The 20,929-nt window shown below is 48.2% G+C and carries 18 protein-coding genes; 9 read left to right on the top strand and 9 right to left on the bottom strand.

The features are described 5' to 3' along the window. Positions 1-66: 66 nt before the first annotated feature. The gene (locus N2K84_RS07965; protein ID WP_282591264.1) at positions 67-1,053 is read right to left on the bottom strand and encodes an NAD-dependent epimerase/dehydratase family protein; all 987 of its coding nucleotides are present in this window, start codon (positions 1,051-1,053) and stop codon (positions 67-69) included. After that, positions 1,050-1,859 carry an SDR family NAD(P)-dependent oxidoreductase gene (locus tag N2K84_RS07960; protein ID WP_282591263.1) on the bottom strand — a complete coding sequence of 270 codons (810 nt, stop codon included), beginning with the start codon at positions 1,857-1,859 and terminating at the stop codon, positions 1,050-1,052. Before N2K84_RS07960 ends, N2K84_RS07965 begins: the two co-directional genes overlap by 4 nt. A gap of 423 nt (positions 1,860-2,282) precedes the next feature. Here N2K84_RS07960 and mutA point away from each other — a divergent pair, with 423 nt between their 5' ends. Genes mutA through scpA form a run of 3 tightly spaced genes read left to right on the top strand, consistent with a single transcriptional unit; the run spans position 2,283 to position 6,752 of the window. Beyond that, positions 2,283-4,160, top strand: coding sequence for a methylmalonyl-CoA mutase small subunit (gene mutA / locus N2K84_RS07955; protein ID WP_282591262.1), 1,878 nt, complete (start codon positions 2,283-2,285; stop codon positions 4,158-4,160). Between the two features lie 47 nt (positions 4,161-4,207). After that, positions 4,208-4,561 (top strand): four helix bundle protein, encoded by a 354-nt coding sequence (locus N2K84_RS07950; protein ID WP_282591261.1) that lies wholly within the window; start codon positions 4,208-4,210, stop codon positions 4,559-4,561. Positions 4,562-4,598: 37 nt separating this feature from the next. Beyond that, positions 4,599-6,752: a methylmalonyl-CoA mutase gene (gene scpA, locus N2K84_RS07945; RefSeq protein ID WP_282591260.1), complete on the top strand. Its 2,154-nt coding sequence runs from the start codon at positions 4,599-4,601 to the stop codon at positions 6,750-6,752. 581 nt (positions 6,753-7,333) lie between these two features. On the opposite strand, the gene serS is transcribed toward scpA, so the two are convergent. From serS to rplU, 3 genes are all read right to left on the bottom strand, one after another. Next, positions 7,334-8,608 (bottom strand): serine--tRNA ligase, encoded by a 1,275-nt coding sequence (gene serS / locus N2K84_RS07940; protein ID WP_282591259.1) that lies wholly within the window; start codon positions 8,606-8,608, stop codon positions 7,334-7,336. Positions 8,609-8,792: 184 nt separating this feature from the next. Beyond that, on the bottom strand, positions 8,793-9,059 hold the full coding sequence (gene rpmA / locus N2K84_RS07935) for a 50S ribosomal protein L27 (RefSeq protein WP_282591258.1): 267 nt from the start codon (positions 9,057-9,059) through the stop codon (positions 8,793-8,795). A 21-nt stretch (positions 9,060-9,080) separates the two neighbouring features. Next, positions 9,081-9,506 carry a 50S ribosomal protein L21 gene (rplU, locus tag N2K84_RS07930; protein WP_282591257.1) on the bottom strand — a complete coding sequence of 142 codons (426 nt, stop codon included), beginning with the start codon at positions 9,504-9,506 and terminating at the stop codon, positions 9,081-9,083. A gap of 253 nt (positions 9,507-9,759) precedes the next feature. Here rplU and N2K84_RS07925 point away from each other — a divergent pair, with 253 nt between their 5' ends. The 6 genes from N2K84_RS07925 to N2K84_RS07900 all read left to right on the top strand — a co-directional run bounded on the left by N2K84_RS07925 (position 9,760) and on the right by N2K84_RS07900 (position 15,579). Next, entirely contained in the window at positions 9,760-10,350 is a 591-nt protein-coding gene (locus N2K84_RS07925) for a bifunctional nuclease family protein (RefSeq protein ID WP_282591256.1), read from the top strand. 9 nt (positions 10,351-10,359) lie between these two features. Next, a complete protein-coding gene (locus N2K84_RS07920) occupies positions 10,360-11,862 on the top strand; it encodes a NupC/NupG family nucleoside CNT transporter (protein ID WP_282591255.1) in 1,503 nt (500 codons plus the stop codon). A 249-nt stretch (positions 11,863-12,111) separates the two neighbouring features. Beyond that, entirely contained in the window at positions 12,112-13,107 is a 996-nt protein-coding gene (locus N2K84_RS07915; protein ID WP_282591254.1) for a substrate-binding domain-containing protein, read from the top strand. A 167-nt stretch (positions 13,108-13,274) separates the two neighbouring features. After that, entirely contained in the window at positions 13,275-14,069 is a 795-nt protein-coding gene (locus N2K84_RS07910) for a thymidylate synthase (protein WP_282591253.1), read from the top strand. A 78-nt stretch (positions 14,070-14,147) separates the two neighbouring features. After that, a complete protein-coding gene (locus tag N2K84_RS07905) occupies positions 14,148-14,642 on the top strand; it encodes a dihydrofolate reductase (protein ID WP_282591252.1) in 495 nt (164 codons plus the stop codon). 94 nt (positions 14,643-14,736) lie between these two features. After that, positions 14,737-15,579: a hypothetical protein gene (locus N2K84_RS07900; RefSeq protein ID WP_282591251.1), complete on the top strand. Its 843-nt coding sequence runs from the start codon at positions 14,737-14,739 to the stop codon at positions 15,577-15,579. A gap of 57 nt (positions 15,580-15,636) precedes the next feature. On the opposite strand, the gene N2K84_RS07895 is transcribed toward N2K84_RS07900, so the two are convergent. The 4 genes from N2K84_RS07895 to N2K84_RS07880 all read right to left on the bottom strand — a co-directional run bounded on the left by N2K84_RS07895 (position 15,637) and on the right by N2K84_RS07880 (position 20,840). Beyond that, positions 15,637-16,302, bottom strand: a complete 666-nt coding sequence (locus N2K84_RS07895) for an inorganic pyrophosphatase (RefSeq protein WP_282591250.1) — start codon at positions 16,300-16,302, stop codon at positions 15,637-15,639. A 129-nt stretch (positions 16,303-16,431) separates the two neighbouring features. After that, positions 16,432-17,928 carry an aldo/keto reductase gene (locus N2K84_RS07890; RefSeq protein WP_282591249.1) on the bottom strand — a complete coding sequence of 499 codons (1,497 nt, stop codon included), beginning with the start codon at positions 17,926-17,928 and terminating at the stop codon, positions 16,432-16,434. Between the two features lie 97 nt (positions 17,929-18,025). Next, positions 18,026-20,458: a penicillin-binding protein 1C gene (gene pbpC / locus N2K84_RS07885; RefSeq protein ID WP_282591248.1), complete on the bottom strand. Its 2,433-nt coding sequence runs from the start codon at positions 20,456-20,458 to the stop codon at positions 18,026-18,028. Positions 20,459-20,462: 4 nt separating this feature from the next. Beyond that, a complete protein-coding gene (locus tag N2K84_RS07880) occupies positions 20,463-20,840 on the bottom strand; it encodes a GxxExxY protein (protein WP_282591247.1) in 378 nt (125 codons plus the stop codon). Between the last annotated feature and the right edge of the window lie 89 nt (positions 20,841-20,929).

The raw sequence follows: 20,929 nt of genomic DNA, 5'->3' as shown, positions 1-20,929 counted from the left end.
TAATCCGGTACCCGAAACCTGCCAATTTTAGCTAAATACGGAAACTCGACTTGCCAAATTTTCAATTTACGGTAACTTTCCCATCTCCCCAAACCATTCCAGTGCCTCTGCAATTGCCTGTTCAACCGGTGTTTGTGGGAGTTGCAGCTCACGGATAGCTTTCTCTGGCGAGTAGTAGTTTTCGGCCATTAACAGCCGGGCATTGGTGAGGTTAAGTCTGGCAGGGTTTCCACTAAGTCGTTCGTAAAAGGTACCCGCCCATCCTGCCGTTGAAATGATCGGTTTGGGAAGTCGGATCAATTGTTTCGGGTAACCGCAAACCGACTTCATCTTCCGAAAGAACTCGTCATAGTTCAGGTTTTGGCCGCCCAGCAAATAGCATTCGCCGGGTGTCCCGTATTCGATGGCCCGGATGATGCCGCAAGCCACATCTTCCACATGAACGAAATTCTTACCGCCGGGAGGGCAGAGCATCAGCTGTTTTTTGTGGGCCATCAACAACAATTGACCGGAGCTTGGTTTGGCATCGTATTTTCCGAGCATAAACGTGGGGTTGACCACCACCGCCGGGAAATGGTGTCGTTGATGAAATTCGAGCACCAGTTGCTGCGCTTCGTATTTACTTTGCATGTAGCCCGATTGGCGCTGGATGTGGGTGAATGGCGACTTCTCGGTACCTGGTTTTTCTTTGCTTCCCGGGCCAAAAGCATTGGCCGAACCCACATAAATAAACCGTTCGATGCCAGCTTTGCGGCTTTCATTCAGCAACAAGCGGGTGCCGTCAACATTCATGGGTTGGTAAAAGCGGTAGTCTGATGGCCATTGGGTGGTATTGGCGGCTGCATGAACAACGACCTGACAGCCCGTTAGTGCTTTTTTCAGGTCGCGGGCATCCAGCACATTACCCCGGAACATCTCAACATCAGCTCCGGCGAGCGACTGCAAGTTACTATTTTCGCGAACCATCGCCCTCACCCCGTAGTTTGCTTTCAGCAACTGCCGGGCCAGGTTGCTTCCGAGCAGTCCGTTTGCCCCGGTGATCAGTACCTTCATCGCTGTTTGCTTTTTCCGAGGTCGCGCCTGAAGATGGATGTGCCCACATTGAGGCGCCAGCTAACGGGTGCCAGGCGAATGAAAAAAGCGTTGAACCGGTTCATAAAACCCGGGATGATTACCGCGTGGCCCCGCAACAACCTTCTTACAGCGATGCGGGCAATCCGTTCGGGGCTCATAATCGACAAGCGCACATAGAAACTTTGTCCGTTAATTCGTTTGGTAACATCCTTGTTGGTCATGATCGGTCCCGGGTTCAGCACACAAACCCGGATGTTCGTGTCTTTCAATTCGGCTTTCAGTCCACGCGTAAAATGATGGATGAATGCCTTGGAAGCCGGATAGATGGTTTTGAAGGGGACCGGCGAAAATGCCGCCAGGCTGGATACATTCAGGATATAAGCTTTCGGATGTGTTTTTAGTTCCGGCAGCAACAGGCGGGTGAGCAGGGTCATGGCCCGAATGTTTAGCTGGATCATATTGTCGAGGTAATCGATAGGTGAGTCGATGAAAAATTGGGTGCCGCCGATCCCCGCGTTGTTGATGAGCATGTTGATGGCAAAATTTCCGGTGATCCAGTCGGTCAGCTCTTCCAGCAACTTCCGGTTGGTCAGGTCAACTTCGCGGCAGGCCACCCTGATCGAGTAGGATGCCGAGAGTTCCTGCCCCAATTCTTCCAGGTTTTCATGCGGCAGCGAAACTAAAATCAGGTTCATGCCGCGCCGGGCACATTCAATGGCAAATTCTTTTCCAAGGCCGGTGCTGGCGCCGGTTATCAGGGTATATTTTTCGTTGTTAACTTTCATATTTCGTAATACGGTTTTTGTTCCGGTTTGCTTCGGAGAAAGCCAGGCAAAAGTTGCTTGCCTTCCTTTTCCTTATCGGTGTTGCTGTGTATGCAATCCGGTTTTTCCTGAAGTTTCAGCAGCCAAAGGTAGCTTATTCTCAGGGAATGCAAGTATTTCAGGCGAGAATGCACTAAAGGTTGCGTCAGGTCTTCCTGCATTTTTTTTGCTCCGAATTCCTTGAAAAACTGTCAAAAATCACTTTTTTATTTTTACTGTTTACAAATAAGGCGTAAAACCCACATATTTAAACTGCTGCATATTTAAATGCCTGAAAATCAAATCGTGAATTTTGTTACTTAAAGGTTAAAAACTTGAGGGTTTTGCAATGTAGCTGATTAAAAACAGCTAATTTTGCCCCCTGATTTTCTTAACAGTTACATTATGGCAGAAAAATATAACAAACTTTTTGAAGAATTTCCTCCGATCAGCACAGAAACGTGGAAAGCAAAGGTGGTGGCCGACTTGAAAGGCGCCGATTTTGACCGCAAGTTGGTGTGGAGGACAAACGAAGGTTTTTCAGTTCAACCGTTTTATCGTCAGGAAGACCTAACCAAGCTGGAGTATCTGGATACCCTTCCCGGGGAGTTCCCGTATGTGCGCGGAACCAAAACCAACAACAATGACTGGTATGTTCGCCAGAATATCATTGTAAAAGATCTGGAAGAAGCCAACAAGAAAGCACTGGACGTTTTGATGAAAGGTGTGACTTCGTTGGGCTTTGTTTTTAATGAATGTACTGAAGTTACGGTGGCCGACATGAGTGTTCTGTTGAAAGACATTTGCCTGGAATCGGTTGAAGTGAACTTTGCAGCCAAATGTTACAGCAACAAAATTGCTGCTGCCTTTGCCGATTATGTGTTGGCCGGCAAATGGGACCCGGCTAAGGTTGTGGCTTCTGTGGCTTGCGACTCATTTGGAAACTACCTGCTGTATGGCCGCCTGAAAAACGGCAAAGATGGTTCGGTAGCTCAACTAAAAGACCTGATCGAAAAAACAACTGCTTTGCCAAACTTCCGTGTGGTTGCTGTGAATGCTAAAAACTACGGGAATGCCGGTGCTTCGGTTGTGCAGGAATTGGCATTTGCTTTGGCCCAGGGCGCGGAGTACCTTTCGGCTGTTACCGAAGCGGGTGCGGAGGTTGACGCTATTGCAAAAAATATCAAATTTAATTTCAGCGTAAGTGCCAACTACTTCATGGAGATCGCGAAATTGCGCGCTGCCCGGATGTTGTGGGCGCAAATCGTAAAAGCTTACGAGCCTAAATGCGATGACAGCTGCAAGATGAATGCTCATGCCGAAACCGGCAGCTGGAATAAAACGGTTTATGACCCTTACGTAAACATGTTGCGTACACAAACCGAAGCCATGAGTGCTGCCTTGGGTGGCGCCAATTCCATCACGGTACTTCCGTTCAACGCCATTTACGAAGAGCCAACAACTTTCTCTGATCGGATTGCCCGCAACCAACAGTTGTTGCTGAAAGAAGAATCAAACTTCGACAAGATTGTTGACCCGGCTGCCGGTTCATACTATGTGGAAGAGCTGACTGCTTCAATCGCCGACGAAGCCTGGAAATTGTTCCTCGCCATTCAGGATAAAGGAGGCTTCCTGGCAGCTGCCAAAGAAGGTTTTATTCAGGCTGAAGTGAAAGCGATGGCGGCAAAACGCGATTTGAACGTGGCTACCCGTCGTGAAAACCTGTTGGGTGTAAACCAGTTCCCGAATTTCACCGAAAAAATAGAAGGTTCAGTTGACGCATCTGTTTTTGAGGCACAGGATTTAACTGCCGAAGATGCTGAAATTGAAACGCTGAAACCATACCGTGGTGCACAGGCTTTTGAAAAAATGCGTGCTGCTACCGATAACTTCGCTAAAGACAATAAACGTCCGCTGGCTTTCATGCTAACCATTGGTAACCTGAACTTCCGCAAGGCTCGTGCTCAGTTTGCCTGCAACTTCTTTGCTGTTGCCGGTTACGAGGTGAAAGACAATAACGGTTTTGAGACGATCGAAGAAGGTGTGGCTGCTGCTAAAGCTGCCGGTGCCGACATCGTGGTGCTTTGCAGTTCTGATGATGAATATGCTGAATTGGCCCCAGCTGCTTTCGAAGCCATTAAAGGCGAAGCAATCTTTGTTGTTGCCGGCGCTCCTGCCTGCACGGATGAGTTGAAAGCTAAAGGCATTGAAAACTTCATTCATGTGAAGAGCAATTTGCTGGAAGAACTGAAGGCTTACCAGGCAAAATTGGGTATTAATTAGATTAACAGATATTCAGATTATCGGATTTTCAGACAATTGACGACAACATGCATAACTATTCTGAATTGAAAATATGGCAAGAGGCCAGGAAGCTGGTTAAGGAAGTTTATTCCTTGACTGCCGGTTTTCCAAAAGAAGAGATGTATGGATTAACGTCACAAATAAGAAGAGCTGTTGTTTCAATTCCTTCGAATATTGCTGAAGGAACTGGCAGGAGTAGTGATAAGGAGTTCCAACGTTTCCTTGATTATGCTATCGGTTCTCTATTTGAATTGGAAACACAAATCATTTTGTCTAATGATTTGAATTTCATCAGTGCTGAAAATTATGAAACAGTCTGTTTAGATATAAAATCACTTATACGAATGATTGTCAAATTTAAAGGTGTTCTCGTCGTCTGAGAATCTGAATATCCGACAATCTAAAAATCTTACAAGTATGAAACTAGATTTTAAGAATATAAACATTAAAACAGCCACCGCCCAGCCAAAAGCAAGTGAGTGGGCTGCAGAACACAAAATTGAGAAAAACTGGGTGACTCCGGAGCAGATTCCGGTGAAACCGGTTTACACCAAAGAAGACCTTGAAGGGATGGAGCACCTGAGTTATGCTGCCGGTTTGCCACCATTCCTTCGCGGACCCTATTCGGCCATGTATGCCATGCAACCCTGGACAATCCGCCAGTATGCAGGTTTCTCAACAGCCGAAGAGTCAAACGCGTTCTACCGCCGTAACCTGGCTGCCGGTCAAAAAGGCCTTTCTGTTGCCTTCGACCTCGCAACACACCGTGGTTACGACTCAGATCACCCTCGTGTAGTGGGTGATGTGGGTAAAGCAGGCGTGGCGATCGACTCCATCCTGGATATGAAAATCCTGTTCGACCAGATCCCATTGGATAAAATGTCTGTTTCCATGACCATGAACGGTGCAGTTTTGCCGGTGTTGGCTTTCTACATTGTAACCGGTTTGGAACAAGGCGCCACGTTGGAACAACTGTCGGGTACTATCCAGAACGACATTCTGAAAGAATTCATGGTGCGTAACACCTACATCTACCCACCGGAATTTTCGATGAAGATCATCGCTGATATTTTCGAGTTCACCTCTCAGAATATGCCGAAGTTCAACTCGATTTCAATTTCGGGTTACCACATGCAGGAAGCTGGTGCAACGGCCGACATTGAAATGGCTTACACGCTGGCCGACGGGTTGGAATACCTCCGCGCCGGTATCAACGCCGGAATGGACATCGATGCTTTCGCGCCACGTTTGTCATTCTTCTGGGCTATTGGGATGAACCACTTCATGGAGATCGCCAAAATGCGTGCTGCACGTATGATCTGGGCGAAGCTGGTGAAACAGTTCAATCCGAAAAACCCAAAATCAATGGCTTTGCGTACACACTCGCAAACTTCGGGTTGGTCGTTAACCGAGCAAGATCCGTTCAATAACGTAGGCCGTACGGCTATCGAGGCGATGGCTTCGGCGCTGGGTCACACCCAGTCGCTGCACACCAACGCACTCGACGAAGCGATTGCATTGCCAACCGACTTCTCGGCCCGTATTGCCCGTAACACGCAGTTGTACATCCAGCAGGAAACTGAAATCTGCCGTGGCGCAGACCCATGGGCCGGTTCGTACTATGTGGAGGCGTTGACGAAAGAATTGTACACCAAAGCATGGGCGCTGATCGAAGAGGTTGAAAAGCTAGGTGGTATGGCCAAAGCCATCGAAACCGGTGTGCCTAAAATGCGTATTGAAGAAGCTGCGGCACGTACTCAGGGACGTATCGACAGCGGTGTGCAGACCATTGTTGGGGTGAACAAATACCGGTTGGAAAAAGAAGACCCGATCGATATTTTGGAAATCGACAACACAGCTGTTCGTTTGTCACAAATCGAACGTTTGAAAAAGCTGCGTGCCGAGCGTAACGAGGAAGACGTACAACAAGCGTTGGCTGCCATTACAAAATGCGCCGAAACCGGCAAGGGCAACCTGCTTGATCTCTCTATTAAAGCGGCACAAAAACGTGCTTCATTAGGTGAAATTTCCGACGCCTGCGAAAAAGTTTGCGGACGTTATAAAGCTGTAATCAGAACAATCTCAGGCGTGTATTCAGCAGAAAGCAAACACGATAAAACCTTCCAGGAAGCGCAGGAGCTGGCGAAGAAATTTGCCGAATTGGAAGGCCGTCAACCTCGTATCATGATCGCCAAAATGGGTCAGGACGGACACGACCGCGGCGCGAAAGTAGTGGCAACCGGTTATGCCGACCTTGGTTTCGACGTGGACATGGGACCGCTGTTCCAGACTCCGGAAGAAGCTGCCAAGCAAGCCGTTGAAAACGACGTGCACGTGATGGGGGTTTCCTCACTGGCTGCCGGTCACAAAACACTGGTGCCAGCGGTTATTGAAGAGTTGAAGAAACTGGGTCGTGAAGACATCATGGTGATTGCCGGTGGTGTAATTCCTGCTCAGGACTATCAATACCTGTACGATGCCGGTGTGGTAGCTATCTTCGGACCAGGCTCAAGCGTTGCTGCTGCCGGAAAGAAGATCCTTGAGATTTTGATCGCTGCACACGAAGAATAACGAAAGTCGCGAGTCGCGAGTATTGAGTAACGAGTCAAAACAACTCACCATACTAAAAGCCATTTCCGAAAGGGAGTGGCTTTTTTCGTTGGGTGGCGCGGTTTTTTTGCCGCGCATGAATTGGCGAATAGAATTCGCCGCACCCGTGTTTTCCCTGTTCGGTAGGGATCCCGAAATAAATTCGGGATGACTTACGACGCTGCTTTTCCCGTCATTCCGAGCGTAGCGAAGGAGACTTTTTTAATTGATTAAACACCATTAAAACTTCCTTCCCGATTGCGCGAAATATCCGTATAGATGGCGTAAAATTTTCTTCTAAGAGAAAATAAAATTCCATCTAGATGAAAATAAAGTTTCATCTAGATAGAAATATTCCCGCATCGAGACGGAACAAAACAGACGTGATGCTTGATTTATAGCAAGCGGCCTTTGCCGAAAGAGTGCGGCCGAATGCGTTTCGTTATCGGTTGCTTTTATCGCATTTCATATGCGCACGCGAAGCAGCTGCGGGAAACAAAAAAGGCCACTCCAACGAGCAGCCTTTCGGATCTATACAGGGTATTCTAATTTTTGCATCAATCTCAGTTGATCAGATCGAATCCGCAGAACGGAACCAATACTTCGGGCACGCGGATGCCTTCGGGGGTTTGGTTGTTTTCGAGCAGGGCGGCCACAATGCGGGGCAGGGCCAGGGCGCTGCCGTTCAGCGTGTGGGCGATCACCGGTTTCTTGGTTTGCTCGTCGCGGTAGCGCAGTTTCAGGCGGTTTGCCTGGAACGACTCGAAGTTGGAAACGGAGCTCACTTCCAACCATTTTTCCTGGGCAGCCGAGTAAACTTCAAAGTCGTACGTTAGCGCAGACGTGAAGCTCATATCGCCACCGCAGAGGCGCAGGATGCGGTAGGGGAGTCCCAGTTTTTGCACCAGGCTTTCCACATGGGCCACCATTTCTTCCAAAATGGCATAACTGTTATCCGGGTGCGCAATCTGCACAATCTCCACTTTGTCGAATTGGTGAAGGCGGTTCAGTCCGCGTACATCCTTGCCGTACGAGCCGGCCTCGCGGCGGAAGCAGGCGCTGTAGGCGGTATTTTTGACGGGCAGGTCTTTGGCTTCCACAATCACGTCGCGGTACAGGTTAGTTACCGGCACCTCGGCCGTGGGGATCAGGTACAGGTTGTCTTCGGTAACGTGGTACATCTGGCCTTCTTTGTCGGGCAGCTGTCCTGTGCCAAAGCCACTATCCTCGTTCACCATCAGCGGTGGCTGAATTTCGAGGTAGCCGGCCTTTTCAGCTTCATTCAGGAAGAAGTTGATCAGCGCCCGTTGCAATTTGGCGCCCTTGCCTTTATAAACGGGGAAACCGGCGCCGGTGAGCTTCACGCCGAGTTCAAAATCGATCAGGTTGTATTTGCCGGCCAGCTCCCAGTGGGGCAGTTTATCTGCACCCAAGGTGGGCAGTTCGCCGCCCGATTTTACCGTAACATTGTCCTCGGGGGTCCGGCCTGCAGGCACCAGATCGGCTGGCAGGTTGGGCAGCTGCACCTGCAATTCGAACACCTGCTCGTCGATCGTTGCGAAGCTGTCGTCCAGTTGTTTGATAGTGTCTTTCAGTTCGGTGGTGCGTTCTTTGGCGGCATTGGCTTCGGCTTGTTTGCCTTCGCGGAACAGTTGGCCGATCTCTTTCGAGAGCTTGTTCATTTCGGCTTTCACCTGGTCGGCTTTGGCCTGAATTTCATTTTTCTTTTTATAGAGGTCGATGATTTGGCCAACAATACCGGCTGCATCGAAGTTTTTCTTTTTCAGTTTTTCAATAACCAACTCCGGGTTTTCCTGGATAAATCGTAGGTTGAGCATGTTGCACAAATTTTGAGGTCGCTGACCTATTTATTATTTCTTCAATCGTACTTAAAAACAGAAACCCATGCAGAAATTACGAATCGTATTTTAAGCTGTTTGTTTCTGCGGGCCAAAGTTATAAAATAAAAATCTCCTGCCTCAAACAAGACAGGAGATTCTCCAATGCTATTTTTAGATCGTCTTAGTTTGCTGCCACAACGGGTTCAACAGACACATACGACCTGTTGTCTTTTTTCTTTCTGAAAACAACAGTACCATCAATCAGGGCAAATAAAGTATGATCTTTTCCCAGACCAACATTATCACCAGGATGATGAGAAGTTCCACGCTGACGAACCAAAATGTTGCCAGCTTTGCAAACCTGACCGCCGTAGATTTTTACGCCAAGTCGTTTACTTTCCGATTCGCGTCCGTTCTTCGAACTACCGACACCTTTCTTATGAGCCATGGTTAATTAATGCTTTTAGGGTTATCCAATAATTTCTTCAATCTGAATCTGAGTCAGGTACTGACGGTGACCATTTTTCTTTTTGTAACCTTTTCTTCTTTTCTTTTTGAAGACGATTACTTTTTCCCCTTTCAGGTGGTCCAGTACTTTAGCGGTTACTTTGGCTCCTTCCACAACCGGGGTACCGATTTGGATTGCGCCGTCGTTATCAACCAAAAGAACTTTCTCAAATTCTACACTCTCGCCTGCTGCTGTTTCGAGGCGGTGAACAAACAATTTTTTGTCTTTTTCAACACGGAATTGTTGTCCGGCAATTTCTACAATAGCGTACATGTTATACGATTTTTCAATTTCTTCCGGAAGGCGGGAAATCTTCTGAACTTCCGCTTGTTGAGCCCACTCGAAAACTTTGGACTGCAAAAGTAGCTTTTTTTTAATGACTGCCAAAGAATTACATTTCTTTTTTAGTGGAATGATGTGGTGTGCAGCCTTTTGCTTTTTCCTGTATCCATAAAAAACGGAACGGGGGAAGTGCCCTGCCAATCGTTGCCGTGAACCTGAAAAGATGCTTCCCAACGCCAGGCTGTCTGTCTGTACAACACACGGAGGTGCTCATTATTCGGGCAATAAACCGGGGCAATCCTCTTGATTCCGTGAAACAATTATTATATTTGCTTCACACACCGCCGATGCTTGATATATGCAGAAAGTACGTTTAAACATTTTGGGTCTGTCCGTTAGTCAAACACAATCAGGGGCTTATGCCTTGGTTTTGGCCGAGGAAAACGGGGATCGCCGGATCCCCATCATTATTGGCCCGGTTGAAGCCCAGGCAATTGCCATTCAACTGGAAGGCCTGAAACCGCCCCGTCCGCTTACCCACGATTTGTTCAAAAATTTGTCCCTGGCTTTCGATATCAATATTTCTGAGGTTATTATCTACAAATTGGAGGAAGGTATTTTTTACTCCGAGTTGGTGTGTGAAATGGGTTCTCACGAAACCCGGATCGATTCGCGCACCTCGGATGCTGTGGCACTGGCCTTACGTTTTAAATGTCCTATTTATACCACAGAAGATATTTTGAGCAAAGCCGGTATTATCCTCGATTTGGAAAGTGCATCGGGCGGCGAGTTTGGCGAAGAACCTGAGCGGGGGCACAAAAAGCGGGAATCGGAGTTCGACCGTTATACCGTCAGCGAACTGACCGACATGATGAATGACGCCATCAACAACGAAAACTACGAACGGGCCTCCAAAATACGCGACGAAATCAACCGAAGAAAAAAATAACCCCTGCGAATGAAACAGCTTATCTTCAGGCTTCTGTTGCTGGTTGCAGTAATCAGCTCCCTTTCGTTGGTAACATCAGCCGCCCGCTTGTCTGAAACTACATTACAGGCGGACACCACAATTCAACCTGAGACAACCTCACAATCAGCCCAATTTAAGCAGGCTGATAATCCATCCACCACTTCAAATATCCTGATTTCGAAAGGCCGGGAGCGTTCCTTCAGCCTGATGACTATTTTGCGCGGACTCATCGGGATGCTGGTGTTGGTAGGATTGGGCGCCCTGCTCTCGAAAGACCGTAAACTTATTCCCTGGAAAACGGTGGGTGTGGGATTGGCGTTCCAGGTGGTGCTGGCTATTGGAGTACTGTATGTGCCGTTTATCCGGTCCGGTTTCGAGTTTTTCGGTCGTATCTTTGTCAAAATATTGGATTTTACCAAAGTGGGCAGCGAATTCCTGTTTGGACAGCTGATTGATATGAACACATTCGGTTCTATTTTTGCTTTTCAGATATTGCCAACCATTATTTTCTTTTCAGCCCTCACCAGTCTGCTTTTTTATTGGGGAATTATCCAGCGCATTGTGTGGGCGTTGGCTTGGGTGTTCACCCGGTTAATGAAATTGTCGGGCGCCGAGGCGCTTTCGGTGGCCGGTAATATTTTTCTGGGGCAAACCGAATCGCCTCTCATGATTAAGGCCTATCTGCCCAAAATGAACAATTCCGAGATTATGCTGGTGATGACCGGAGGGATGGCTACCTTGGCGGGTGGCGTGCTGGCAGCGTACATTGGCATGTTGGGGGGCAACGACCCAATGTTGCGGTTGGAATTTGCCAAGCATCTGCTCACTGCTTCGGTGATGGCAGCTCCGGGTGCGGTGATTTTCTCCAAGATCATGCTTCCCAATCCGGATGTGGTGAATAAGGACGTGGAGGTCAGTAAAGATAAAATTGGCAGCAATGTGCTGGATGCCATTACAAACGGAACCTCCGACGGCATCCGGTTGGCGGTGAACGTGGCCGGCATGTTACTGGCTTTTCTGGCCCTGATTGCCATGTTCAATTTTACGTTTGGCAAAGTCGGCGGGTGGACCGGGTTGAACGAGCTGATTGCCCGCGGAACGGAAGGACGCTTTACCGAATTGTCGCTGCAATTTTTGATGGGCTACTTGTTTGCCCCCATTATGTGGCTGATTGGGATTTGCCCGCAAGACATCATGCTGGTGGGGCGTTTGCTGGGCGAAAAACTGATCCTGACCGAGTTTATCGGGTATATCAGCCTTTCGGAATTAAAAGCTGCCGGAGCTTTTTGGGAGCATAAGTCCGTCATAATGGCTACTTATATATTATGTGGTTTTGCCAATTTTGCCTCCATCGGAATCCAAATAGGGGGTATTGGCGCCCTGGCTCCCAATAAACGGATTGTTCTTTCGAAGTACGGGATGCATGCTTTGATTGCCGGAACCTTGGCTTCGCTGATGTCGGCAACTATTATCGGGATGATCCTGGGCTAATCGTTTTCTAATCTGCCAATTGAATTTCTTATTTTTTCTTGTTCGGACTTGTTCCGTGTACTGGTTATTAGTCCTCAGGGAGCTGGTCCGGTTGGGTTTGCGCCCAACCGTAGCGGTGTTTTGCTGTGGCCATATTGATGTCGCAATGCTTGTCCTCTTTTTGTTACAGCAAAAAGGATGTTTTTGAATACTTAACTAATTAGAGATGAATACGTAATCAATATTAGTATTAATCAAAAACTCTCCGTCATGAGGCAAATCAACTTAACTTTTCAGATTTTGCTGGTCTTTTTGCTGTTTGCCGGTTGCAATCAAAAACCCGAAATTGGGTTGCTGATGGATACAATCGCCAGGGAACGCTGGGTGAAAGACCGGGACGCATTTGTCCAAAAAGTAAACGATCTCGGAGGGTCCGTTACCGTTAAAGTAGCCGACTCAGATGCTTCAGTACAGTTTCAACAGGCACTGGAAATGATTAACGCCGGCATCGATGTGTTGGTAATTATTCCGGTAGATATGACCGTTGCCGCTGGTATCGTGAAAATGGCCAAGAAGCAAAATATCCCGGTCATCTCATACGACCGATTGATCCGCGACAGTGATATCGATTTTTATGTTTCGACCGACAATATTGATGTGGGGGAACAGATGGCGAGCTTTCTGACTACCGTCCGCCCTACAGGCAACTATGTCCTGATTGGTGGGCCAACCACCGATAATAACTCGTTCCAGCTACATCTGGGCTGGATGAATGTGCTTCAACCCCTGATAGACAAAGGGGATATCAAGGTAGTCAGCCATCAATTTGTGGAACGCTGGGAACCACAGGATGCCTATCAGTTGATGTCATCGGTATTAAATGAAGGGCATACGGTAGATGCGGTTATTGCTGGCAATGATGCCTTGGCCCAGGGGGCTATTGATGCCCTGGCAGAACATGGCATGGCCGGTAAGGCCTTGGTTGCCGGGCAGGATGCCGACATTACGGCAATCCGGAATATCATTCTCGGAAATCAAACCATCACCATTTATAAACCGATTGAGTCGCTAGCCTTTAATGCGGCTGATGCAGCTGTAAAAATGGCAAAGGGGAAAAAGCCATCCGATAACATGAGTTTTACCATCAATAACGGACACCGTCTGGTGCCGGCTATTCTGCTCAACGGACAGGTGGTGAACAAACAAAATATCCGGATGACCGTCATTTCTGAAGGGTTTGTTGCTGAACAGGAGATATTTGAATAATACTATGTTTCCAAAACCCTTTATGGAGGCGCAAACCGGCTGGCTTGCGCTTCTTTTTTGCGGTTAGGCTTCCGGTATGTTCCGATCTTTTCTGTTCCCTCTTGGCGATTCAGGCTAAAACCAGTAACTTTCCGCACAATTTTGATTTTTCCTGAAGGAAGTTTACCATGAAGCAATATCTTGATTTACTGGATCATGTCCTGAAAAACGGCGCGGAAAAGAAAGACCGTACCGGAACCGGGACCATTAGTGTTTTCGGGCACCAGATGCGCTTTAACCTGGAAGAAGGTTTTCCTGCGCTAACGACTAAAAAACTGCACCTCAAGTCGATTATTCACGAGCTGTTGTGGTTCCTGGCCGGCGATACCAACATCAAATACCTCACCGATAACGGGGTCCGGATCTGGAACGAGTGGGCCGACGAGAACGGCGATCTTGGCCATATTTACGGTTACCAGTGGCGATCGTGGCCAACCCCCGATGGCGGACATGTTGACCAAATTTCGGAGGTGGTCAACTCGCTGAAAAATAATCCGGACTCGCGACGCCATCTGGTTAGTGCCTGGAATGTTGGCGAGTTGGACAAAATGGCCCTGCCGCCGTGCCACCTTTTGTTCCAGTTTTACGTGGCTAACGGTAAATTGTCGTGCCAGCTGTACCAGCGTAGTTGCGATGTCTTTTTGGGGGTTCCGTTCAACATTGCTTCCTACGCTTTGCTGACCCTGATGATGGCTCAGGTTACGGGTTTGAAACCCGGCGACTTTGTATGGACCGGCGGCGATGTGCATATCTATCAAAATCACCTTGAACAGGTAAAACTTCAGCTGACACGCGAACCCAAACCGCTTCCGCAAATGAAAATTAATCCGGGCGTGAAATCCATTTTCGATTTTAAATACGAAGATTTTGAATTGGTAAATTACGATTCTCACCCGCATATCCCAGGGAAAGTTTCTGTTTAAAGATAAAAGCAATTGAGGGTTTCGCATCATGTGAAGCCCTCAATATTTAAAATACTCATCTGTTTAACCAGTAAGAAAATGATCCACGAAAATATTTCCATCATTGTAGCTATTGCGCAGGACTTCGCCATTGGCAAAAACAACGATTTATTGTTTCACTTGCCCAACGACCTGAAGCATTTCAAAGAAATTACTTCGGGCCACACGATTATTATGGGGCGAAATACCTTGTTGTCGTTGCCCAAATGGCCACTGCCCAAACGTCGCCACATTGTGATTACCGATAAGCCGGATGATCATTTTGAAGGTTGCGAAACGGTTTTTTCCATCGAAGAGGCCATCGAGAGAGTGAAGGACGAGAAGGAAGCATTCATCATTGGTGGCGGAATGATCTACCGTCAGTTTTATCCGCTTGCCGGAAAATTGTACCTGACGGTGGTGCATCAGGATTTTGATGCCGATGTGTATTTCCCGGAAATCAACTTTACGGATTGGACCGAATTCGGACGCGAAGATTTTCACGACGAAAAAAATGGGTTTGATTATTCATACATCAACCTGAGAAGAAAATAGAAGGCTTGGGCAATTAGTTGGGCAGACCTGAGTTATAATTGAAGTTGAATTTCTGATAAAGAGCAATGACAAACTAATTTTAAAACAGACGAGTATGAAAACAAGGAACGTGATACTGCCAATCGTTTTTTCGTTGTCGCTGATCTCTTGCCAAAAAAACGATCATGATGCCGAAGGGGTAACTGAAGAAGATATTGAAATCATCAAAACTGAGAACCAGGCTACCTATTTGCTGGAAGATTTGGAAAGTGAGGTGGATTATTTTTCTGCTTCGTCCGAGTCCTCGAACATGCAGAAGTCGGCTCAGGTTGGCGGGCCTTGCGCTGCGATAACGATTGACGTTACAGAAGAAACAATCTTCCCCGTTGTGGTTACCGTTGACTATGGCGATGGGTGCGACGGGCTGTGGGGGCATCGCAAAAGCGGGACGATCGTCATCACCAAAACAGCTCCCTGGTTCCAGGAAGGAGCGAAGCGTATCATCGAATTCCAGAATTTTGTCATGGACACGGTGGCTGTCTCCGGAAGCATGACAATTACTACCGAAGCGTTTCAGCAAAACCTGGTATCTTTCCGCACGGTCAGCAACATCGCCTTTACCTGGAACGAAACCCTCAGCCTGAACCGTACCGCTGACATCACCCGTTCGCTGCTGGCGGGGTTTGATACCCCTTTCGACATCACGGACAATGTTATTGAGGCAGAGGGAATGGCCACCCTTACCTTTCCCGGAGGTGACCGCTACACACGACAAACTGTTGAGCCGCTTGTTATCATGGGATCGTGCCAGCATATTGTCAGCGGAATTCTGGAGATTGTGAAAAACGGGGAAACTGCCATCACGGTAGATTATGGCGACGGTACTTGCGACAATAACGTGGTGGTTTCGAAAGATGGAGAAAGTGTTGAAGTTGAACTGAACCGTGAGGAAAATTAGATTGGATAATGATCAGCATAATTGAAAAAGTCCGGTGTGAGCCGGACTTTTTTGTATCTAGTAAAGTAATTTTCCCAGGTTGTCGAACCGTTTCTGGTAATCATCCATCGAGCGCTGAATGACTTCAAAAGCTTCGTCCGCCCCATAGGTGTGGGTAATTTCGGTGTCCTTATCTTTTCCCGGCATATCTTTATAGGTAAGGAAGTAGTGCTTCAACCGCTCAACAACAATCGATGGAAGGTCGGCCACATCTTTATAGCCTTCATAAACCACATCGTTGTTGAGCACGGCAATGATTTTGTCATCCGCCTCGTTACCATCAATCATGCGAAAACCACCAATTGGCCGGGCATGCACCAGGATATCCCCGTGGGTGATGTCTTTCTCGGTGAGCACACAAATATCGATTGGGTCGCCATCGCCGCGAATTCCTTTTTTCCCGGTTTTTTGCATGCAAAATTCACCTACTGAATCGCCGCAAAACGTTTGCGGAATAAAACCATAGAGAGCAGGTACTACGTTGGAATATTTCTGGGGTCGGTCGATGCGTAAATAGCCGCTGTCCTTATCAATTTCATATTTCACCGTATCGGTCGGCACAACTTCGATAAAGGCAGTTACTTTTTCCGGGGCATCTTTCCCGATGGCAATACCGTGCCAGGGATGCGATTTGTAACGAAGTCCCATTAATCGCCCAATGGGGTCAGACAATCTGTCAACCATAATTTTAACTTTAAAGCTTTTACTGGAACCCCGATTCAACAAAAAGGTTGACGTGAGTCCCAAATTTCTGTGTAAAAATAGAAAAGCCTGTTGGTTTTTGGAAATAACAAACAGGCTTCCGGGTTTCTTTTAAACATTGAATGGCTCTGACGCTGCTTGTCGGCCAATCCGGTCAACCGCCACTACCTGGTATTCGTCGCCTGGTTGGGCCGTGGTATCCCGATACAAATGCTTGTCTTTTGTACAGATGGGCACATGTTTTTTCTCGTCCACTTTTTTCCCGTTTTTCAGGATTTCGTAATGGCTGACCGGTTCGTCGCCCGCAAATGCCATTCCCCATGCCAGTTCTGCGGTATTTCCTTGCTGTTGAAACGAAACATCATTGGGAGCGCTCAATTCATTCTTTTTGATTTGAAAGTAGTTGGCCTGTCCGTCTTTGGCCTTTAACCCCAGTTCTTCAATTTTTCGCCGTTCGGCTTCTGTCAGCGATTCAGGTTCCACCTGGGCGGCATAAAAATTCTGCACCAGCTGGCATTTCATCGGATCGTCATCGATATGGCCGATACCAATGATGGCCGTGTGCACCCCTGGCGTTGTCAGTGCATATTCGACCAAGGGGCGGCTGGGGATGGCAGGCGTGCCCACTCGGCGCACTACGTCGCTCGGGTTGTTCGACCACTTGGCATCTTTATCGTACATGGCTCCATCGGCAAACACCTTCATGGCGATGACACCCATGTTTTTTGCCTTTGCCAGCGGAATCGCGTTATACTGCATGTTGAACATGCGGCGGTCGTTGAGGTTGATGGCCACCAGCATGGCGTCCAGTATTCCGTATTGATCGCGCTGGATCATTTCCATCATCACCGGGGCGCTGTAATGGCCCGAGAAACCGATGTGTTTCACCAGTTTTTCATGTTTGGGGTTTAGGCCGGTGAGGTTAGTGCCGTCGCGGTAGTCGCGCAGCGCTACGAAGGCGCCGAACTCACCATTGGGGTCGAGCGGTGTTTCCAATCCCTTGAAAAGCACGTCCACTTCTTCCATGAAATTCAGGTTGTGCGCTAAGATCATGTCCACATAGGCGCCATCCGGATAATATCCTTTTCCGTCGCCAAATAGTTGCGAAAGCGAACGCTTCAGGTCGCCAATGGCGCCGAGGCCATGATCGCCGTTTGTCCAGTTACGGACCTTTTCACTATCTGGCGGGAAGTTGTTGTTCCCCCAGCGAATGTGTGTTTTTGTTGTCAGGAAGATGGATTTTCGCAAAGCTTCGTCATAACCGGGTTCGCCGGGCACCAGGTTTAGTGTGCGGAAGGCTTTTCCAAAGTTCATCTGACTGGGCCCGTACAGGTTTGACGTATCGAAGTAGTTGACGCCCATCCGGAAGGCCTTCAGGATGATGGGGACGGGGTCGACATCTTCGGGGGTCCATTGCAGCGAAGCTTGTCCGCCCAGCCCGAGGGTGGTCACTTCAAAATCAATTTTCCCGAATTTCCGCTTCATGGGGGCCGGAAGTTTGTCGATCGCAAAATTATCGAGAGGAAGGAGGGTCGCACCGGCAGTTGTGGCAGCAGAAATCTTAATAAAGTTTCTGCGGTTCAGTTGGTAGGGTTTGTCTTTTTCCATCGCTTGCTGATTTGTCGGATAAAGTTACAACGAAATAATGTGAAATGCTTGACGATATGTTCATCGAAAAGATAGACCGTTTAAAATTGTATTACCCTTAATGCTGGTTTTTCAAAACCACTTCAATCCTTTTGCTGAAGGAATTGCCGGCATCATCAATCAGTGTGATCAGGTATTTACCGGGCTGCGGGTTCACCGGCATTTGATGATTTCCGGCAGTTTGTCCCAAATAGGCTTCATCCAGATGCCAGAAAATGGTTGCGCCGGGCGACGAATGTGCCGCTTCAAGAATAACCTGGCCGGGAGTCCCATCCAGCTGCACCGGAACGAAAACCTGGTTGTTTTCGCGCGGATAGATCATCTCCATCACGGCTTGCGTGGTTTCCTGACAGCCAGCAAGAAATGGGGGCAAGGTTTTGTAGAACGGATTTCGGCGTTTGTAATACCACTCCATCACCGGGGGCAATACAAACCAGGATTGATGAAGCATTTCGTTTACCGACAGGCAGTTGGTGGTAACCTGCCACTGTCCGGACAGATCTAGATGGACCAGCCGGTGATATGGGCAGGGCGGTGTGTTGAGTCCCTTTTGCATTACCCAAGTGGTGTCGGCGTTCACACAGTGCGGTCCTACCCGATAACCACTTTCCCGGCAAACGGGTATCTGCACCATTTCATCCACCGGCTGGGTAAACCAGTTACTACCCGGCAATAAGTTGAACACGTCAAACATCAGGGGAGCTGCTGCAGCCGTCCCGGTTAGTCCAGGCCGACCTTCACCATCGGCATTGCCGCACCAAACCGCAACCACAAAGTTCCGGTCGATGCCTACGGCCCAGCCGTCGCGAAAGCCAAAGCTGGTACCCGTTTTCCAGGCCACCTGCCTCGACGATGAAAACGATTCCCAACCCGATTCTTCATCCGGCCGGTTCACTTTCAGTAACGCTTCCATCGTAAGCCATGCTGCTCCGGCTGAAACTGGTGTTATTTTGGTTTCTTCTTTTGGAAATATTTTGGGTTGATAGATCGGTTTCCGAAAGTCGTCTTGAAAAATTGCGCCGTCTTCTTGTTCGTAATGGATCAGCATGCGTCCCAAAGAAGCATAGGCGCCTGCCAAATCCCACAAGTTAACTTCGGCCCCTCCCAAAATCAACGATAGTCCGTAATGCCCGGATGGCTTGTTCAAGTTCGAGAAATTGAGTTTTTTCAAAACTGCATAAAAACGGTCAACCCCGAAATCGCGTAACATACGCACGGCGGGAATATTAAGCGACTTGGACAAGGCCATGGACGCCGGAACAGCTCCTTCAAATTGCAGGTTGAAGTTTTGCGGGCTGAATCCGCCAATTTGAGTGGGAATATCGGGCACAAGCGTATGTGGCAAAATCAGCCCGTCGTCTTGCATTGCCGCGTAAAGAAAAGGTTTCAGGATGCTCCCCGAGCTGCGGGGGGCGGCTGTCACATCTACCTGTTCTCCATGCAGCCCGGTTCCCGGGTCAGGCGAGTTTCCCACATAAGCCAGCACTTCGCCTTTTTCCACATTTATCACGAGCACCGCCGCATTGTGAATTTCATTGGCCCGCAGGTTCAGCAAATGTTGGCGGACCAAACCATTCACACGCTGCTGCAATTGCTGGTCCACCGTTGTGACAATCCGCTCGCCGGGATGCTCTTGCAGCACCCGGCCCAGTAAATGCGGCGCTATTTGCGGAATGGCATACACTTGCTGTGGCAGTGCTTCCAATTTCGCTAGCTTACAGGTGGTTTCATCCAGTTTCCCTTGCTTTTCCAACCGGTCGAGCAGGTGGTTGCGCTTTTTCAGCAGCAGTTCGTTTTGCTTGCCGGGATAGATCAATGATGGTGAGTTGGGCAACACGGCCAGCGTGGCCGATTCGGCCCAGGAGAGATATTCGGCGTTGCGCCCAAAATATCGCCAGGCTGCGGCACCCAGCCCGACGATGTTGCCGCCAAACGGAGCATTCGAAACGTACAATTTCAACAGTTCTTCTTTTGAATAAGATAGTTCGGCCCGAACAGCCAGCGATAGCTCAATCAGTTTTTGCCAAATGGTCCGGGGCTTGCCTTTGCGCGAAAGGCGGATTAGCTGCATGGTGATGGTGCTGCCGCCACTCACCACCCGTCCATTTCTGATGTTCTGTTGCAGCGCCCGGGCCAACGAAACCGGGTTAAAACCGGGATGGTAATAAAAATGGCGGTCTTCAAAAGCCAGCACACAGGTTTTATACTTTTCGGGAACGGCCTCCACTTCCGGAAAACGCCATTGCCCGTCGGAAGCAATATGAGCGCCCAACAGTTCGCCGTTCCGGCTTTCAATCACGGTCGATGTCGGATCGGAGAACAATGGCGAGGGCAGGCTGAACCACCAGAAGAGAAATAAGATTAGAAAAATGGCGATAGAGAATTTCCCTCTTTTTGAAAAGTTCACGCAAAGCCGCAAAGGCGCGAAGTGATTTTTTTTCTTTTCTTTGCGTCTTCGCGGCTTTGCGTGAAATAATAAATTTAAGTTCATTTTTCTAAAGGTTGTTCACTACCCGGTGTATTCCATTTTTAATCAGAGTTTCATTGAAATTGATCAACAATCCAAGCTTTATGGAGGTTAATCGCAAGTATGTCAAAAGCTGTTTGTAATGTACCTGCGCAAGGGCTTCAACCGATTTTGTTTCAATGATAACCTTGCTGTTCACCACCAAATCTGCCCGGAATCCATGATCCAGCTTTCTCTCTTTCCAAATTACCGGAACCGCCTTTTGCCGTTCAACCAGCAACCCTCGCTCGATCAACTCATAAACCAGAATATCTTCATAGACTGATTCGAACAAACCGGGTCCCAATTGTTGGTGTATCGCAAAGGCAATATCAACAATTATCCTTGAAATTTCATTTTCAGTCATAAGCAATTTATTTATTTGTGTCACATTTCACGCATAGGTGTGAAGATGCAAAGTCATTTTCTTTCTTTTTCTGGCGTCTTTGCGCCTTT

Origin of the sequence: Gaoshiqia sediminis, assembly GCF_025907915.1 — a bacterium.
GTDB classification, from domain to species: domain Bacteria; phylum Bacteroidota; class Bacteroidia; order Bacteroidales; family Prolixibacteraceae; genus Gaoshiqia; species Gaoshiqia sediminis.
The sequence above is the reverse complement of the archived record's forward strand: the minus strand, read 5'-3'. Positions and strand labels throughout refer to the sequence as shown.

Coding starts and splice junctions, on each gene's coding strand:
- N2K84_RS07965 (WP_282591264.1), bottom strand. CDS start 1,053: ATGAAGGTACTGATCACCGGGGCAAACGGACTGCTCGGAAGCAACCTG.
- N2K84_RS07960 (WP_282591263.1), bottom strand. CDS start 1,859: ATGAAAGTTAACAACGAAAAATATACCCTGATAACCGGCGCCAGCACC.
- mutA (WP_282591262.1), top strand. CDS start 2,283: ATGGCAGAAAAATATAACAAACTTTTTGAAGAATTTCCTCCGATCAGC.
- N2K84_RS07950 (WP_282591261.1), top strand. CDS start 4,208: ATGCATAACTATTCTGAATTGAAAATATGGCAAGAGGCCAGGAAGCTG.
- scpA (WP_282591260.1), top strand. CDS start 4,599: ATGAAACTAGATTTTAAGAATATAAACATTAAAACAGCCACCGCCCAG.
- serS (WP_282591259.1), bottom strand. CDS start 8,608: ATGCTCAACCTACGATTTATCCAGGAAAACCCGGAGTTGGTTATTGAA.
- rpmA (WP_282591258.1), bottom strand. CDS start 9,059: ATGGCTCATAAGAAAGGTGTCGGTAGTTCGAAGAACGGACGCGAATCG.
- N2K84_RS07925 (WP_282591256.1), top strand. CDS start 9,760: ATGCAGAAAGTACGTTTAAACATTTTGGGTCTGTCCGTTAGTCAAACA.
- N2K84_RS07920 (WP_282591255.1), top strand. CDS start 10,360: ATGAAACAGCTTATCTTCAGGCTTCTGTTGCTGGTTGCAGTAATCAGC.
- N2K84_RS07915 (WP_282591254.1), top strand. CDS start 12,112: ATGAGGCAAATCAACTTAACTTTTCAGATTTTGCTGGTCTTTTTGCTG.
- N2K84_RS07910 (WP_282591253.1), top strand. CDS start 13,275: ATGAAGCAATATCTTGATTTACTGGATCATGTCCTGAAAAACGGCGCG.
- N2K84_RS07905 (WP_282591252.1), top strand. CDS start 14,148: ATGATCCACGAAAATATTTCCATCATTGTAGCTATTGCGCAGGACTTC.
- N2K84_RS07900 (WP_282591251.1), top strand. CDS start 14,737: ATGAAAACAAGGAACGTGATACTGCCAATCGTTTTTTCGTTGTCGCTG.
- N2K84_RS07895 (WP_282591250.1), bottom strand. CDS start 16,302: ATGGTTGACAGATTGTCTGACCCCATTGGGCGATTAATGGGACTTCGT.
- N2K84_RS07890 (WP_282591249.1), bottom strand. CDS start 17,928: ATGGAAAAAGACAAACCCTACCAACTGAACCGCAGAAACTTTATTAAG.
- pbpC (WP_282591248.1), bottom strand. CDS start 20,458: ATGAACTTAAATTTATTATTTCACGCAAAGCCGCGAAGACGCAAAGAA.
- N2K84_RS07880 (WP_282591247.1), bottom strand. CDS start 20,840: ATGACTGAAAATGAAATTTCAAGGATAATTGTTGATATTGCCTTTGCG.